The organism is Agrococcus sp. GCM10030265, assembly GCF_042666675.1.
Taxonomy (GTDB): Bacteria; Actinomycetota; Actinomycetes; order Actinomycetales; family Microbacteriaceae; genus Agrococcus.
Genome location: NZ_JBHTCZ010000002.1, coordinates 1,394,853 through 1,410,783, shown reverse-complemented (window position 1 = coordinate 1,410,783; position 15,931 = coordinate 1,394,853). Strand labels below are relative to the sequence as shown.

The 15,931-nt window shown below is 73.6% G+C and carries 12 protein-coding genes; 8 read left to right on the top strand and 4 right to left on the bottom strand.

Features of this window, described 5'->3' with window-relative positions; genetic code table 11:
* The first annotated feature begins 46 nt into the window (after nucleotides 1–46).
* Both ACFQPP_RS11160 and ACFQPP_RS11155 read left to right on the top strand, forming a co-directional pair.
* Nucleotides 47–397, top strand: a complete 351-nt coding sequence (locus ACFQPP_RS11160) for a PadR family transcriptional regulator (RefSeq protein WP_376916665.1) — start codon at nucleotides 47–49, stop codon at nucleotides 395–397.
* A complete protein-coding gene (locus ACFQPP_RS11155) occupies nucleotides 394–1,764 on the top strand; it encodes a hypothetical protein (RefSeq protein ID WP_376916664.1) in 1,371 nt (456 codons plus the stop codon). Before ACFQPP_RS11160 ends, ACFQPP_RS11155 begins: the two co-directional genes overlap by 4 nt.
* A 73-nt stretch (nucleotides 1,765–1,837) precedes the next feature.
* Here the strand turns inward: ACFQPP_RS11155 and ACFQPP_RS11150 are convergent, their stop codons facing one another.
* The 4 genes from ACFQPP_RS11150 to ACFQPP_RS11135 form a co-directional block, all read right to left on the bottom strand.
* A complete protein-coding gene (locus tag ACFQPP_RS11150) occupies nucleotides 1,838–2,626 on the bottom strand; it encodes a DNA-formamidopyrimidine glycosylase family protein (RefSeq protein WP_376916663.1) in 789 nt (262 codons plus the stop codon).
* Between the two features lie 22 nt (nucleotides 2,627–2,648).
* On the bottom strand, nucleotides 2,649–7,196 hold the full coding sequence (locus tag ACFQPP_RS11145) for an ATP-dependent helicase (RefSeq protein WP_376916662.1): 4,548 nt from the start codon (nucleotides 7,194–7,196) through the stop codon (nucleotides 2,649–2,651).
* A 304-nt stretch (nucleotides 7,197–7,500) separates the two neighbouring features.
* Nucleotides 7,501–9,369 (bottom strand): sugar-binding domain-containing protein, encoded by a 1,869-nt coding sequence (locus tag ACFQPP_RS11140; protein ID WP_376916661.1) that lies wholly within the window; start codon nucleotides 9,367–9,369, stop codon nucleotides 7,501–7,503.
* Nucleotides 9,370–9,379: 10 nt separating this feature from the next.
* A complete protein-coding gene (locus ACFQPP_RS11135) occupies nucleotides 9,380–10,390 on the bottom strand; it encodes a LacI family DNA-binding transcriptional regulator (RefSeq protein ID WP_376916660.1) in 1,011 nt (336 codons plus the stop codon).
* A gap of 178 nt (nucleotides 10,391–10,568) precedes the next feature.
* On the opposite strand from ACFQPP_RS11135, the gene ACFQPP_RS11130 reads away from it, so the two are divergent.
* The 6 genes from ACFQPP_RS11130 to ACFQPP_RS11105 are packed head-to-tail and all read left to right on the top strand — an operon-like array spanning nucleotide 10,569 to nucleotide 15,809.
* Complete coding sequence (locus ACFQPP_RS11130) at nucleotides 10,569–11,840, top strand: ABC transporter substrate-binding protein (protein ID WP_376916658.1); 1,272 nt, start codon at nucleotides 10,569–10,571, stop codon at nucleotides 11,838–11,840.
* A gap of 10 nt (nucleotides 11,841–11,850) precedes the next feature.
* A complete protein-coding gene (locus tag ACFQPP_RS11125) occupies nucleotides 11,851–12,822 on the top strand; it encodes a carbohydrate ABC transporter permease (protein WP_376916656.1) in 972 nt (323 codons plus the stop codon).
* Nucleotides 12,819–13,670, top strand: a complete 852-nt coding sequence (locus tag ACFQPP_RS11120; protein WP_376916655.1) for a carbohydrate ABC transporter permease — start codon at nucleotides 12,819–12,821, stop codon at nucleotides 13,668–13,670. The genes ACFQPP_RS11125 and ACFQPP_RS11120 overlap by 4 nt, the downstream gene beginning before the upstream one ends.
* Before the next feature lie 2 nt (nucleotides 13,671–13,672).
* A complete protein-coding gene (locus ACFQPP_RS11115) occupies nucleotides 13,673–14,656 on the top strand; it encodes a glycoside hydrolase family 43 protein (protein ID WP_376916654.1) in 984 nt (327 codons plus the stop codon).
* Nucleotides 14,653–15,576 carry an aldose 1-epimerase family protein gene (locus ACFQPP_RS11110; protein WP_376916653.1) on the top strand — a complete coding sequence of 308 codons (924 nt, stop codon included), beginning with the start codon at nucleotides 14,653–14,655 and terminating at the stop codon, nucleotides 15,574–15,576. Before ACFQPP_RS11115 ends, ACFQPP_RS11110 begins: the two co-directional genes overlap by 4 nt.
* On the top strand, nucleotides 15,576–15,809 hold the full coding sequence (locus ACFQPP_RS11105; RefSeq protein ID WP_376916652.1) for a helix-turn-helix domain-containing protein: 234 nt from the start codon (nucleotides 15,576–15,578) through the stop codon (nucleotides 15,807–15,809). The genes ACFQPP_RS11110 and ACFQPP_RS11105 overlap by 1 nt, the downstream gene beginning before the upstream one ends.
* The last annotated feature ends 122 nt before the right edge of the window (nucleotides 15,810–15,931 follow it).

Sequence of the window (15,931 nt, the reverse complement as noted above, 5' to 3'; positions counted from 1 at the left end):
AGCGGCCGGCTGGCGCTATATTCCCATCACGGGTATGTTCGGGCGCATGGCGACCGGCATCACCGAGACCACCTTCTGGATCCTCACCTCCCTCGCGGACGGGCGCAGGCACGGCTACGCGATCCTCCGCGACGTCGAACGCCTGAGCGACGGCGCGGTGACGCTGCGCGTCACCACCCTGTACGCCGCCCTCGAGCGCATCGTGCGAGAGGGGCACGCGATCGCCGCGGGCGACGAGGTCGTCGACGGCCGCGCGCGTCGCTACTACGAGCTCACCGACGCCGGCGGCGACGCGCTCGAGCGCGAGACGGCCGCGCTGGAGGCGCGCACGCGTGTCGCACGTGCGCGGCTCGCAGGCCGCGCGGCGACGGGAGCGGCGCGCGAGGCGCTCGCGTGAGCCCGCTGGAGCGCCGCCTGCGCGACCTGCTGCGCTGGTACCCCCGCAGCTGGCGCGACGAGCACGGCGAGGTGATGGTCGCGATGCTGCTCGACGATGCGGAGGCGCGCGGTCTCGCCCAGCCGACAGGCGCGGATGCATGGTCCATGCGCATGCACGGCGTGGCCGCGCACGCGTCCGCAGCGTCGGCCGCAGCGTTCGCCGCGCTCGCGCTCGTCGCCATCCTCGGCGCGTCCGCGCTCGGCCTCGCCGACCCGACGGGTGGGCCAGCCGTGCCGATCCCCACCGGGTCGGAGGCGTTCGTGCCGGTCGGGGTGGCGCACCTGGTCGCGCAGGTGCTCACCCTCGCCATCGCGGCACCGCTCGTCGTGTGGAGCGCCCTCTCGCTCGCAGGGGCCCGCCGCTCCGGCTACGCGCCCGCGCTGCTGCTCGCCGCCGCCGCCGCGTCGATCCTGGGCGGTGCGCTCGCTGTGGCGAGCATCGCCGCATCCCTGTACCCGACGGTCGTCCGGCACGGCGACGGGTCGTCGTCCGCGTCGCCGGCGATGCCCTCGTGGATCCTCGGACTCGTGGTGCTGCTCGCCGCCGCCTGCGCCGTGCCGCTCGTCGGCGGGTGGCTCGAGGGCCGGGTCGGGGCCCCTTGGCGGTGGCCGCTCGCGCTCCTCGGCGCCGCAACCCTCGCGGCAGGCGCCGTCGCGATGGCCATGACGACGCTCGACGCCCTCGCCGCCGTGGTCCTGCTGCTGCTGTCGTTCGCACGCCTGGGCTCCACGGCCGTCGCGCAGCCCGCGCGGCCCTCCTGGTCGCCGCGACTCGTCGGCGCCCTCGGCGGCGTCTCGCTGGTGCTCGGTGCGCCGACGAGCGTCTTCCTGCTGCTCGCGGCAGGCGGGCTCGTGCCGGTCGACGACGGAGGGATGCGCCTCGTCGGCGCCCTCGCGGCGGCGGCCTCGGTGCCCGCCATCGTCGCGGGTGCGACCATGGTGCGCACCGCCGTCGGGCGGTGGGCGTGGGCGCCCGCGGTCACGCTCGTCGCGGCGGTGCTCGCAGCGAGCGTCGCCGTCGCGCTCGACCCGTCGGCGCTCGCGCATGTCGGCAGCGCCGTCGTCTCGGCGGCCTGCGCGGGTGCGGCGTGCGCGGCCGCGGTCGTGCTGCTGCTGCGCTCGACGCCGTGGCGCGTGCCCGCCGCACTCGCGACGGGATGCGTCGCGACGCTGATGCTGCTGCAGCCCGCCACCTGGCTCGCACCCGTCGCGTGGGTCGCAGGCGTGCCGATCCTGATCGCGGCGCTCGTGCGTGCGCGCTCCGACGCCAGGGCCGCCGCGGATGCCGCGAGCCGCGAGCCCGCGCTCGACCGCTCGCGCGGGTGAGGGCCGCCGCGAGCCGTCGTCCGCGGCTGGCGGAGAGGGCAGGGGCTGGCGGCGACCTGCGGCGAGCCGCCGGCTACGGCTGGCAGACGGGGCAGCGGTAGGCGACGCGCTCCATCGTCGCCGGGCCCAGGTGGCCGCGCTCGATGGGGGTGCCGCAGCGGCGGCACGGCTCGTGCTCGCGGCCGTACACCCAGAAGCGGTCGCGGCGCAGGGAGCCCGTGAAGGTGCGCTCGGTGCGGTCGCGGTTCGCGCGGATGCTGCGCTGCGCGAGCGCAACGAGGCCCGGCAGGTCGTCGACGTCGCGCACGGGGCGCCACGGCGAGACTCCGCGCAGGAAGCACAGCTCGGCGCGGAACACCGTGCCGAGGCCGGCGAGGTTGCGTTGGTCGAGCAGCGCGACGCCGATCTCGCGGTCGGGGTCGGCGGCGAGGCGCTCGACCGCGGCCTCCGCATCCCAGTCGGGTCCGAGCAGGTCGGGGCCGAGATGCCCGACCACCGTCGACTCGTCGGCGGTCGTGACGAGGTCGACGACGCCCAGCAGATATCCGACGGTCTGCCACTCGGCGGTGTCGAGCACCGCCCGCACCGTGTACGCGGGCCGCTGCCACCGCGAACCCTGCCGGTAGCGGTGCCACGAGCCGTCCATCTTCAGGTGGGTGTGCAGCGTCCACGCCATGCCCTCGTCGTCGACGATGCGGTGCAGGATGTGCTTGCCGCGCGCGACGACCTCCTGCACGACGCCGCCGGAGAGGTCGGCGGTCGCGTGCTGCGGCACGCGCAGGTCGAATCGCGTGATCGTCTGCCCCGCGAGCACCTCGTGCAGCGAGCGCGCCGTGCGCCAGACCGTGTCTCCCTCGGGCATCAGCGAGCCTCCGTCGTGTCGCTCATCCCAGTCGCAGACCCTTCGGCGTGAGGGCGAAGCCCGCCTCGCGCAGGACGGGGTCGAGCGCCGAGCCCAGCACGCCCTCGCCGTCGACGCGATGCACGGCGATGCGCCCGAGCGCCGGGGCGACCGAGGCGAGGGACGCGGCTGCCGCGGCGAGGCGCGCGGGCTCGTCGTCGAAGGTGAGCAGCGTGCGCCCACCGCGTTCGACGAACAGCGTGAGCGCGCCGTCGACGATCGTCACGAGCGCACCCGCCTTGCGACCGGGGCGGTGGCCCTCGTCGCGCTGGGGCCACGGCAGCGCGGCGCCGTACGGATTCGCGGGGTCGGTCGCGGCGAACGTGCGAGCCGTGAGCGGCGGCGCCTGGTCGGGGTCGACGCCGAACGCGCGCAGTCGGTCGACGGTGGCGGGCGTCGCGAACTGGGCGGCGCCGAGCCCGGCGACGAAGTAGCCGCGGCGAGTCTGGCCCGCCTCCTCGAGCTGCGTCAGCACGCGGTACGCCGCGGCGAACCCGCCCGGCACCTGCTCGGACTGCACGGCACCGCGCGTCACGATGCCGTGTCGCTCGAGCAGCTGCTCGGCCGCGGCGAGGCGCCGCACCGTCGCGTCGCCCTCGGGCTGCGGCGTCAGCGACCAGCGACCACCCACCTCGGGCGCGGCGGTCTGCGTCGTGCCGCGCGGTCGCATGCGGCCGCGGTAGGCGCGCGTGCGCGTGGGCTGCCGCGTGCGCCGCGACGCCGTGCCCGTGCGCACGCGCAGCGCCGCGAGCGTGTCGTTCGTCACGTGCCCGCCCCACACGAGCTGCCACAGGGTCGTCGTGAGCTCGGCGTCGGGCACGTCGAGCGACTGCTGCAGCTGGCGGAAGAACCAGCCGCCGCCATTGCCGAGCGCCTCGAGCACGGCGGCGCCCGCGACGTCGGGAGCCTCGGTCGGGGCGTCGATCGTCAGGTGCGCGGTCTCGGCGAGGTGCAGCCGCACCCAGCCGTCGGAGCCGGGGAGGGTGCCGTCGCCGCTCCACAGCACCTCGCCCGTGCTCGTGAGCTCGTCGAGCATGGCCGGCTGGTAGTCGCGCACCCGAGAGGGCAGCACCAGCGACTCCCATGCGCTCGCGGGGACGGCGACGCCCGCGAGCTGCTCGACGACCTGCAGCACCCCGTCGACGCCGCGCAGCGAGCCGTCGGCATGCTGCCACACGGGGAGGAATCGCGCGAGCTGCTCGGGCTCGACCGGCTCGACCTCCTTGCGCAGCGCGGCGAGCGAGCGCGATCGCAGCCGCGTCAGCACCTCGGCGTCGCACCAGTCGACGCCCACGGAGCCCGGGCGGAACTCGCCCTCGAGCACGCGGCGGGTGCCCGCGAGCCGACGCAGCGCGTCGTGCACGACGGCGACGCCGAGGCCGAGGGTTGCGGCCGCCTCGCCGGGCTGGAACGGCCCGTGCGTGCGCGCGTACCTGCTCACGAGGTCGCCGACCGCGTCGGGCACGGGGGTGAGGTACGCCTCGGGCAGGCCGACGGGCAGCGGCACCCCGAGGGCGTCGCGGAGGCGCGCGGCATCCTCGACGACGGCCCAGCGCTGCGCACCCGCGATCGGCAGGCGCATGACGCGCTGCTCGCGCCGCAGCGCGTCGAGCGCCGCGTCGAGGTCGACGTCGGCGACCGACGCGGGGTCGAGACGCTCGCGCAGCGCGCTCGCGTCCATCGGGCCGAGGAGGCGCAGCAGGTCGACGGCGCCCTCGACGCCCTTCAGCCGGCGCTCGGGGTCGAGGCGCTGCAGCTGCGCCTCGGTGGTGGCGATGACGTCGGGGTCGAGCAGCTCGCGCAGCTCGGCGCGGCCGAGCAGCTCGGCGAGCATCGTCGTGTCGAGCGACAGCGCGGCGGCTCGGCGCTCGGCGAGCGGGGCGTCGCCCTCGTAGAGGAAGGAGGCGACGTAGCCGAACAGCAGCGAGCGCGCGAAGGGCGACGCGTCGGCGGTCTCGACCTCGAGCAGGCGGATGCCGCGGCTCGCGATCGACTCGGCGACGCCGCGCAGCGCCGGCACGTCGTAGACGTCCTGCAGGACCTCGCGAACGGTCTCGAGCACGATCGGGAACGACGGGTAGCGGCGCGCGACCTCGAGCAGCTGGGCACCGCGCTGCCGCTGCTGCCACAGCGGCGACCGGCGGCCGGGGTTGCGACGCGGCAGCAGCAGCGCTCGGGCCGCGCACTCGCGGAAGCGGCTCGCGAAGAGCGCGGAGTCGCCGACGCGCTCGGTGACGATCGCCTCGAGCTCGTCGGGGTCGAAGACGAAGAGCTCGGCGCCCGGCGGGTCGGCGTCGGTGTCGGGCAGCCGCACGACGATGCCGTCGTCGGAGGCCATCGCGCCGCCGTCGAACCCGTGGCGCTCGCGGATGCGGGCCGTGATCGCGAGGGCCCACGGCTGGTGCACGCGGTTGCCGTAGGGCGAGTGCAGCACGACCCGCCAGTCGCCGAGCTCGTCGCGGAAGCGCTCGACGATGAGCGTGCGATCGCTGGGGAGCTGCCCCGTCGCGGCGCGCTGCTCGGCGAGGAACGCGAGGAGGTTCTGCGACGCACGCGCGTCGAGCCCCGCCTCGGCCAGCCGTGCGGACGCGCCCTCGGGCGTCCAGGCGCCGGCCTCGCGCAGGAATCCGCCGATCGCTGCGCCGAGCTCGGCCGAGCGCCCCATCGCGTCGCCCGTCCAGAACGGCACGCGGCCCGGTTGCCCGAACGCCGGGGTCACGACGACGCGGTCGTGCGTGATGTCCTCGATGCGCCAGCTCGTCGCGCCGAGCGCGAAGACGTCGCCGACGCGCGACTCGTAGACCATCTCCTCGTCGAGCTCGCCCACGCGGCCCCCGCGCTCGGAGCCCGCGAGGAAGACGCCGAACATGCCGCGGTCGGGGATGGTGCCGCCGCTCGTCACCGCGAGCCGCTGCGCGCCGGGGCGCCCCGTGAGCGTGCCCGACACGCGATCCCAGACGACGCGGGGTCGCAGCTCGGCGAACTCGTCGGAGGGGTAGAGGCCCGAGACGAGGTCGAGCGTCGCCTCGTACGCGCTGCGCGGCAGGGAGGCGAAGGGCGCCGAGCGCCGCAGGATCTCGAACCAGTCGTCGACGTCGACGGGACCGAGCGCCGTGTGTGCCACCGTCTGCTGCGCGAGGATGTCGAGCGGGTTCTGCGGCACGGCGATGCGCTCGATGGCGCCCTCGCGCATGCGCTCGGTCGTGACGGTGGCGTGCAAGAGGTCGGCGCGGTGCTTGGGGAACAGCACGCCGCGCGAGATCTCGCCCACCTGGTGGCCTGCGCGTCCGACGCGCTGCAGGCCGGCCGCGACCGTCGGCGGCGACTCGACCTGGATCACGAGGTCGACGGCCCCCATGTCGATGCCGAGCTCGAGCGACGACGTCGCGACGACGCAGCGCAGCACGCCGCGCTTCAGGTCGTCCTCGATCTGGGCTCGCTGCTCCTTCGACACCGAGCCGTGGTGCGCGCGAGCGAGCACGGGCTCGGCGCCGGAGGTCTGGCCCGACTGGCCCATCATCTGCGCGGGGATGCGGTCGGCGGCGGGCGTCGGCTGCGCCTCGCTCGAGCCGGGCTCGGCCGCCTCCGCCTGCCTGCCGACCCAGATCTCGTTGAGCCTCGCGGTGAGGCGCTCTGCGAGCCGGCGCGAGTTCGTGAAGACGATGGTCGAGCGCTGCTCGACGACGCGATCGACGATCGCCTCCTCGACGTGCGGCCAGATCGACTGCTGCTGCGGCTGCGTCTCGTCGGTGGATGCGCTCGCCGCGCCCTCGCGCGGAGGAGCGGAGCCGAGGTCGCTCATGTCGTCGACGGGCACGACGACCTGCAGGTCGACGCGGCCGCGCGCCTCGGGCGCCAGGATCGTGACGGGGCGGGGGCCGCCGAGGAAGCGGGCGACCGCCTCGGGCGGGCGCACCGTGGCGGAGAGGCCGATGCGCTGCGCGGGTCGCTCGAGCATGGCGTCGAGGCGCTCGAGGGAGACGGCGAGGTGTGCGCCGCGCTTCGTGGAGGCGACGGCGTGGATCTCGTCGACGATGATCGTCTCGACGCCGACGAGGGTCTCGCGCGCCGCGCTCGTGAGCATGAGGAAGAGCGACTCGGGCGTGGTGATGAGGATGTCGGGCGGCGTCTTCAGCAGCTGCCTGCGCTCGGCCTGCGGGGTGTCGCCGGAGCGCACGCCCACCGTGATGTCGGGCGCGGGGAGGCCAAGCTCGGCGGCGGTGCGGGCGACGCCGACGAGGGGGCTGCGCAGGTTGCGCTCGACGTCGACGCCGAGCGCCTTGAGCGGCGAGAGGTAGAGCACGCGCGTGCGATGCAGCGGATCGTCGGGCTTGGGCTCGCGCGCGAGGCGGTCGATCGCGGTGAGGAACGCCGCGAGCGTCTTGCCAGAGCCCGTCGGCGCGATCACCAGCGCGCTGCCACCGTCGCGGCTCGCAGCCCACGCGCCCTCCTGCGCGGGCGTCGGCGCCTCGAACGCGCCGCGGAACCACGCCGCGGTGGCGGGGCCGAAGGCGTCGAGTGCGTCAGGCATCCACCCATCCAAGCCCAGACCACCGACACGACGGACGGGCTTGCATCGTGCGCGCGCGCGGGTCGAGCGGTGCGAGCCAGCATGCAGCACCCCGGACATGCGCAAGGGCCGGTCGAGTTCGCTCGACCGGCCCCAGTCCCTTGCACCAAGGTGGATCTCGGATCGCACCCTCCGCTGATGGCCACAGCACAACCATCAACGTGATCCTCACGCTATAACGGAACGGTAACGAGCGAGGCCTCAAGGGGCTGTGGATCTCCTGTGTCTCACGAGCGGGCGATGCGCTCCGACGGCGACCCGCCCGTCAGGCGGCGTCCTCCGCGGGCCGGGCATCGGGGCGTGCAGGCTCCTCGCCGAGCACGATCGCGCGGATGGTCTCGATGGGCAGCTTCGGGCGGCGATGCTGGTCGACGAGCCCGTTCGCCTCCTGCACCGTGTCGGTGAGCTGCGTGTAGCAGTAGCCGGCCAGCGCGGGCGAGGCGGCCGCGGCCGTCACGATCGCACGCAGCCGCTGCTCGAACTCGTCCGCGGTGCGCGCCTCGGAGTATCCCCAGGTCGGGATGTCGGCCGTGGGCGCGTACTGGATGCCGCCGAACTCGCTGAGGACGACGGGCGCCACGGCGAGCGCGGGGCTCTCGGCCGCGGGGAGCAGGCGCATGCGCCTGCCTGCCGGGCCCACGCCGTCGAGCGTGGAGCGGATGGCGTCGGCGTCGGCGTAGGAGGCGGCGAGGACGTCGGCGTCGCCCTCGTAGTCGTGCACGGTGAGGAGGTCGGAGTCGGCGTGCTCCCAGCCGTCGTTCGAGATCACGAGGCGGGTGTCGTCGAGCGCCTTCGTGAGATGGAAGAGCGAGCGGATGAAGTCGCGCGGCCGCGGGTCGTGTGCCGCATGCTGCACGCCCCAGCTCTCGTTCATCGGCACCCAGGCCACCACGCTCGGATGCGACCGGTCGCGCGCGACGACGTCGATCCACTCGCTCGTGATGCGGGCGACGCTCGTGGGGGAGTAGGCGTACGCGCTCGGCATCTCGGCCCAGACGAGCAGGCCGAGGCGGTCGGCCCAGTAGAGGAAGCGGGGATCCTCGATCTTCTGGTGCACGCGGGCGGTCGTGAACCCGAGGTCCTTGATGAGCTGCACCTCGTCGCGCAGCGCGTCGGCGCTCGGGGCGGCGAGGTGCGACTCGGGCCAGTAGTTCTGCGCGAGCACGGCGCGCACGGGGTAGGGGCGGTCGTTCAGCAGCAGGCGTCCGCCCTCGACGCCCACGGTGCGCAGCCCGAGGTACGAGCCGACGTGGTCGACGACGCCGCCGTCGGCGTCGAGCAGCTCGACGGTCGCATCCAGCAGCCTGGGGTGCTCGGGCGACCAGAGCATGTGCTCGTAGCCCTGCCCGTTGTCGAGGCCGTCGAGCGCGACGGTCGCCGACGCGCGCGGGCCTGCGATCGCGTGCGTCGCGCTGCCGAGCGTGCGGTGCTCGTCGCGGATGACGACGCGCACGGCGGCGCCGGGCTCGGGTCGGCGGCTCGTGTCGAGGTCGAGGCGCACGGTGCCGGCGTGCACGTCGCTCGTCCATGCCAGGGCGCGCACGTGCCACGCGGGCACGGTCTCGAGCCACACGGGCTGCCAGATGCCCGAGGTGCGGTGGTACCAGACCGAGTGCGGATGCTCCTGCCAGTCCTGCTTGCCGCGCGGCTGCTCGAGGTCGAGCGGGTCGTCCTCGACGCGGACGACGACGTCGAAGGGGGCCCCGGTGCTCGCCGCGGCGGTCACGTCGAGCGTGAAGGGGGTGTGCCCTCCCTCATGGGTGCCGAGCAGCATGCCGTCGGCCCAGACCTCGGCGCGGTAGTCGACGGCGCCGAGGTGCAGCAGCGCGCTGCCGGTGCCGTGCCAGCCTGCGCGCCGCAGGTCGTCGGGCGTGACGGTGCGTCGATACCAGAGGACGCGGTGGTGCCCGGTGTCGGCGATGCCGGAGCGCGGCGACTCCGGCGGGTAGGGCACGGCGATGGTCGCGGCGAACGTCCTGGCCGGCTCGAACCAGCGCTCGCGGCGCCCCGCATCCAGGTCGTCGAGCTGGAATCCCCATGCCCCGTCGAGCGACGCCCATCCAGCTCGGTGCAGCTGCGGGCGTGGGTACTGGCCGTCGTGGACGCTCGGTCGCGTCGTCGGGGTGTCGAGCATGCGCCAGATTCTAGCGCTGGAAACTGCTCTCCCGGGTAGCGATGGCGTGCGGCACGATCCGGTGGCGACCGATGCCGGTGTAGCCGTCGATGCGCTCGATGAGCAGCGTGAGGGCCTCGCGGGCGAGCGCCTGCTTGTCCGGCGAGATCGACGTGAGCGTCGGGGTGCTGGAGGTCGCGAGCTCGGTGTCGTCCCAGCCGACGACCGCGATGTCCTGCGGCACGCGCAGCCCGTGGTCGGCGATCGCGCGCACCGCGCCGATGGCGAAGCGGTCGTCGCGGCAGAGCACGGCGTCGATCTCGATGCCGGCCTCGAGCGCCGCGCGCATCGCGGCGTACGCGTCGGCGACGCGGAAGCCTCCGACGGGCAGCACGAGGGCGGGCTCCAGCGCGGCGCCGGCGCCGATGAGCGCCTCCTGGTAGCCGAGGAGGCGCAGCGCGGTGGAGCCGGTCGCGTCGTGGTCGATGACCCCGAGGAACGCCACCCGACGTCTGCCCGACTCGAGCAGCGTCGTGGTGCCGTCGGCTGCCGCGAGGCGGTTGTCGATCATCACGTGGTCCGCGGTGACGGGCTTCGCGGACTCGCCGAGCAGCACGAGCGGCGTGTCGGGGTTGAGCCGCGCGATCTGCAGCGTGTCCATGCTCACGGGGTGGAAGACGACGCCGTCGACGAGCCCCTGCTCGCGGTCCTGCAGCACCGCTGCCTCCGCCGCGGGGTCGGCGAGGGTCTGCTCGATGATGACGCGGAGCCCGAGCGTCGTCGCGACCTCGGCGACGTTGCGCGAGAGCTCGGCGAAGTAGGGGTGGTCCATCTCGGGCACCGCCAGCGCGATCATGCCGGTCTTGCCGGTGGCGAGGCGACGCGCCGTGAGGTTCGGGCGGTAGCCCAGCTCGTCGATCGCCGCCTGCACGCGCTGCCGCAGCGCGGGTGCCACGTTCGGGTGGCCGTGGACGACGTTCGAGACGGTCTTCATCGAGACGCCCACGCGCTCGGCGACGTCGATCAGTCGGACTCTCGCCATGGTCGCTCCTCACGCACGCGATGGCGTCAGCCTAGGTCAGCCGCGATCTGCCCCTCTTTACTTCCCGGTTTACAGCGCTGTACGCTGCGGACAGGTCGACCGCACGCGTCGGCCGATGGTTTTCGACGAGGAGGACCCCGTGAAGCAGTCAGCTTGGAGCCGCAGGTCGCGTCGGGCGGTGACCGTCATCGCCGCGATCGGCAGCATCGGCCTGGTCGCCGGATGCTCGGGTGGAGGCGGCGCCGGCGCGGCCGCCGAGCCGTTCACCGGCGAGTACGACGGGCCGGAGGTGACGCTGTCGTTCTGGAACGGGTTCACCGGTGGCGACGGCCCGTTCATGCAGGCGCTGGTCGAGCAGTTCGACGAGGAGCACGACACCATCGCGATCGAGACGAACACGATGGAGTGGGGCGACATGTACCAGCGCCTCCCCGCGGCCGTCACGGCGGGCGAGGGGCCCGACGTGGGCGTCATGCACTTCGACCAGCTCGCGACGAACGCCGCTCGGCAGGTCATCCTGCCGCTCGACGACATGACGGATGCGCTCGAGCTCTCGGCCGACGACTTCTCCGAGCCGGTCTGGGAGGCCGGCATCTACGACGACCAGCGCTACGGCGTCCCGCTCGACGTCCACTCCATCGGCATGTACTACAACACCGAGCACTTCGCGGCGGCGGGCATCACCGAGCCGCCGACCGACGCGGCGTCGTTCCAGGCCGCGCTCGACGCGCTGCAGGCCGCCGGCTACGAGACGCCGTTCTGGATGCCGAGCGGATGGCCCGCGCACCTCATGTGGCTGACGCTGAACGGGCAGTTCGGGGGACAGGCCTACGCGGATGACGCGTCGGCAGCCACCTACGGGGCCGAGGAGGGCGTCGAGGCGCTCGAGTGGATGCGCGGCATCGTCGACGCCGGCTACTCGCCGAGCGACGTCGCCCAGGACTCGCAGTACGTCGCGTTCAAGAACGGCGAGACGTCGATCACGTGGGACGGCATCTGGCAGATCAACGACCTCGAGGAGTCGGGCACGCCCTACGCGCTCGCGCCCGTGCCGACCATCGGCGACACGGAGGCCGCATGGGCGTCGTCGCACCAGTTCTTCCTGCCGCGGCAGGACGACCCGGACCGCATCGACGCGGCGCGCGTCTTCATCGCATGGATGAGCGAGCACTCCGCCGAGTGGGCGGGCGCAGGCATGATCCCGGCGCGCCTCACGGCGCTCGAGGACGGCGCGCTCGACTCCCTGCCGCAGAGCGTGCTCGTCGACGACCTCGACGCGATGCAGTTCATCCCCACGGTGCCCGGCATCGGCTCGGTGCAGACCGAGACCCTCGAGATCGCCGTGGCCGAGGGCGTGCTGGGGGCCGGGGAGCCCGAGACGCTGCTGACGGACGCGAGCGACCGGGCCACGGCGCTCATCGAGGAGAACCTCGCCGCCTTCGGCGAGTGACGAGACGCCCGTGACGTCCTCCACCGCGCGTGCGCCCAGGCAGACGCCTGGGCGCACGCGGGGCCTGCGTGAGCAGGCCGCGGCCACGCCGTGGCTGTTCATGGCCCCGTACCTGCTGCTCTTCGTCGGCTTCGTCGCCTTCCCCGCCGTGCTCGGCCTGTGGATGAGCCTGCACCGCTGGGACTACACCCTGCCGATGAAGCCCTTCGTCGGCCTCGACAACTACGCCGACCTGCTGACGCCGGGCTCGTCGATCGCCGAGATCTTCTGGCAGTCGATGCAGGCGACCGGCATCTTCACGGCGTTCAGCGTGCCGCTGCTGCTCGTGGTGCCGCTCGCGGTCGCGCTCATCATGAACGCGAAGGTCCCCGGCCGCAACGTGTTCCGCGCGGTCTACTTCGCACCGTACGTCCTAGGCGTCGCCGTGGTCACGGTGCTGTGGCGCTACCTGCTCGACAACAACATCGGTCTCGTGAACCAGTACCTCGGTGCGGTGGGCCTGCCGGATGCGACGGCCTGGCTGACGACCGTGCCGGCGGCGTGGGTGGCCCTCGTGGGCGTCACGCTGTGGTGGACGCTCGGCTTCAACGCCGTGATCTACCTCGCCGCGCTGCAGGACATCCCGGCCCAGCTGTACGAGGCGGCGCGCGTCGACGGCGCGAACCGGTGGCAGCAGCTGCGCCACGTGACGCTGCCCGGCCTGCGGCCCATCCTCACGTTCGTGACGCTCAACACGATCATCGCGTCGGCGAACATGTTCGGGCAGTCGTACCTGCTCACCCAGGGCGGGCCGGGTCGCGAGACCCGCACCGCCATCTTCCAGATCGCCGAGACGGGGCTCCGCAACTTCCAGATGGGCAGCGCGGCTGCGATGAGCTACATCCTCACGCTCATCCTCGTGCTGCTGAGCGTCGTCGTGTTCTGGCTCTTCCGCGATCGCGAACGCACGCGCACGCGCGTGCAGGCCGGAGGGATCCGATGACCGCGACGACGCGCTCCCGACGCAGGCCGAGGGCGTCGCTCGTCGCGCGCACCGTGCTGCTGTCGCTGCTGGCGCTCGGCTTCGTCAGCCCCATCGTCTACATGGTCCTCACGTCGTTCAAGTCGCGTGCGGACGCGACGGGCGACGCGACGAGCTGGCTGCCGCGGGAGTGGACGCTGCAGGCCTACGAGACGATCCTCGGCTCGGCGAGCACGCCGGTGTTCACGTGGTTCCTCAACAGCCTGACCGCTGCCGCCGCGAACGCGGTGCTCGTGGTCGTGACGGCGTCGCTCGCCGCGTACCCGCTGGCGCGCATGGAGTTCCGCGGCAAGCGCCTCGTCTTCGGCGCGATCATCGCGACGCTGCTCGTGCCACCCGTCATCCTCGTCATCCCCAACTACACGATCGTCTCGGAGCTGGGATGGCTCAACTCGCTCGTCGCGGTCATCGTGCCGACGGCAGCCGGCGCGTTCGGCGTGTTCCTCATGCGGCAGTTCTTCCTCGGCATCCCGGTGGAGATCGAGGAGGCGGCACGCCTCGACGGGGCCAACCGGCTCACGACGTTCGTGCGCGTCGTGCTCCCCCTGGCGCGGCCCGCGCTCGCGACGCTCGGGCTGCTGGCGTTCCTGACGAACTGGAACGACTTCCTCTGGCCCGTGTACGTGCTGTTCAGCCCGGATCTGCAGACGCTGCCCGCCGGCCTGTCGACGCTGCAGTCGGCCAACGCCGTGCGCTACGACCTGCTCATGGCGGGCGCCGTGATCGCGAGCGCCCCGGTGCTGGCGCTGTTCGTGGCGTTGCAGCGGTTCGTGGTCGAGGGCGTCGCGCAGTCCGGGGTGAAGGGATGAGCGTGCCGACGACGAGGATGCGCATCGCGGCGGTCGTCGCCGCCGCGCTCGCGCTGTCGGTCGCCGGCTGCGGCACGGCGGACGTCGCACCGCAGGGCGGCGAGGCCGACGGGCCCGCGTGGGCGTCGCCCGTCATCGCGGACGACTTCCCCGATCCCGACGTGCTCGCGACGGACGACGGCTACTACGCCTACTCGACGGAGTCGAACCGGCGGAACGTGCCGGTGTCGTTCTCGGAGGATCTGCAGCGCTGGGAGTCCCTCGGCGATGCGATGCCCGAGCTGCCGAGCTGGATCGTGCCGGGGCGCACGTGGGCGCCCGAGGTCACGCGGCTCGCGAGCGGCGAGTACGCGCTCTACTTCACCGCGCACGACTTCGCGGCGTCGGCGCAGTGCATCGGCGTCGCGACCGCGGCGAGTCCCGCGGGCCCGTTCGTCGTGCAGGGCACCGGGATGCTCGTGTGCGACGAGGCGCAGGGCGGGGCCATCGACGCGACGACCGTGCGGGTCGACGACGTGCTGCATCTGGTGTGGAAGAACGACGGCAACGCGGTCGGCGTCGACACGTGGCTGCAGGCAGCGCCCCTGCAGGCCGATGGCCTGTCGCTCGCGGGCGAGCCCGTGCGGCTCGTCCAGCAGGATCAGGACTGGGAGGGCGCGCTCGTCGAGGCGCCCACGATCGTCGCCCATCCCGAGGGGCTGACGATGCTGTACTCCGCGAACGACTACGGCAGCGACGACTACGCGATCGGGTACGCGACCGCGCCGTCGCTGTCCGGTCCGTGGACGAAGCACGAGGGGCCCTGGATCACGACGGCCTCGACCGGCGAGCACGTCGTCGGGCCCGGCGGGCAGGACGTCGTCGAGGGCCCGGACGGCGAGCCGCGACTCGTCCTGCACGGCTGGGACGCGGCGTTCACCTATCGCTCGATGTACGTCGCGCCCCTGTCGTGGGACGGGCTCGAGCCCGTGAGCGAGCTCGGATGACCGCCGCATCCGAGGGGCTCTCGGGGGTGGTGCACCTGCGGCACGGCGCCTACGAGGCGACGATCGCGTCGGTGGGTGCGTCCGTGCGCGCCTTCCGTCACGGCGGCCGCGACGTCTTCATGCCCTTCGACCCCGACACGACGACGCTCCGGTACCACGGCGCGCTCCTCGCCCCGTGGCCGAACCGCGTGATGGACGGCCGCTACATGCTCGACGGGGTCGAGCATCGCCTGCCGCTCAGCGAGCCCGAGCGCGGGCACGCGCTGCACGGGCTCGTCGCCGACGTCGACTTCGCCGTCGTCGAGCGTCGCGCCGACATGGCGACGCTCGTCACGCGCACCGCGCCGCAGCCCGGGTATCCGTTCGCCGTCGACGTCGAGGTCCGCTACCGCCTCGACGACGACGGCCTGCGCACCACGGTCGTCGCGACCAACCGGTCGCAGGCGCCCGCGCCGTTCGGCACCGGAGCGCATCCGTGGATCACGATCGCGACGGGGCTCGCCGACGCCGTGCTGCACGCGCCGGCGACGGCGCTGCACGAGGTGCATGGCGAGCGGATGCGCTCGGGCGCCGTCGTCGACGTGCCGGGCTGGGCGGACTTCCGCGAGCCCAGGCGACTCGGCGACGCGCGCATCGACCATGCGTTCACCGGGCTGCACGCCGGGGACGATGCCGAGACGACCATCCGCGTCGTCGGTCGCGACGGCTGCGGTGCTGCGTTGCGCCTCGGCCCCGACGTGCGGTGGCTGCAGCTGTGCACGTGGGACTGGGCGGACGCGCACGAGCGCACGGCGATCGCGGTCGAGCCGATGACGTGCGGCCCCGACGCGTTCAACACCGGCGTCGACGTCGCCCTCCTCCCGCCCGGCGAGCCCCGCGAGTGGTCGTGGGCCTACGCGGCGATCGAGGGAGCGCCGTGATGACGACGGAGCGCACGAGCGCTCTCGACGCGGTGTTCGCCCAGTACGGCGACACCATGACGCCGGAGCAGGTCGCGTCGTTCCTGCACGTGCGGCTGTCGACGGTCTACGAGGCGTTCCGCACGGGCCGCCTGCCCGCCTACAAGGTCGGCGGCTCGTGGATCATCGTCGTGCAGGAGATGAAGCACCACCTGCGCGAGCACCGCAACGGCTACGACCGCGGCGACGGCTGACGGTCGCCGCCGGGGGACCGCGGGCGTACCCCGGACCCCGCCTCGTGACCTCGGCGCGGCGGTCAGGAGGATGATGCACGCACGACGGCGCGCACGACGGGCATCCGGGCAGCGCCGCGGCG

Bases quoted from the DNA above. Each gene is read 5' to 3' on its own strand.
- ACFQPP_RS11160 (WP_376916665.1), top strand. From the start codon at position 47: ATGGCGACCGGCATCACCGAGACCACCTTCTGGATCCTCACCTCCCTC.
- ACFQPP_RS11150 (WP_376916663.1), bottom strand. From the start codon at position 2,626: ATGCCCGAGGGAGACACGGTCTGGCGCACGGCGCGCTCGCTGCACGAG.
- ACFQPP_RS11145 (WP_376916662.1), bottom strand. From the start codon at position 7,196: ATGCCTGACGCACTCGACGCCTTCGGCCCCGCCACCGCGGCGTGGTTC.
- ACFQPP_RS11140 (WP_376916661.1), bottom strand. From the start codon at position 9,369: ATGCTCGACACCCCGACGACGCGACCGAGCGTCCACGACGGCCAGTAC.
- ACFQPP_RS11135 (WP_376916660.1), bottom strand. From the start codon at position 10,390: ATGGCGAGAGTCCGACTGATCGACGTCGCCGAGCGCGTGGGCGTCTCG.
- ACFQPP_RS11120 (WP_376916655.1), top strand. From the start codon at position 12,819: ATGACCGCGACGACGCGCTCCCGACGCAGGCCGAGGGCGTCGCTCGTC.
- ACFQPP_RS11110 (WP_376916653.1), top strand. From the start codon at position 14,653: ATGACCGCCGCATCCGAGGGGCTCTCGGGGGTGGTGCACCTGCGGCAC.
- ACFQPP_RS11105 (WP_376916652.1), top strand. From the start codon at position 15,576: ATGACGACGGAGCGCACGAGCGCTCTCGACGCGGTGTTCGCCCAGTAC.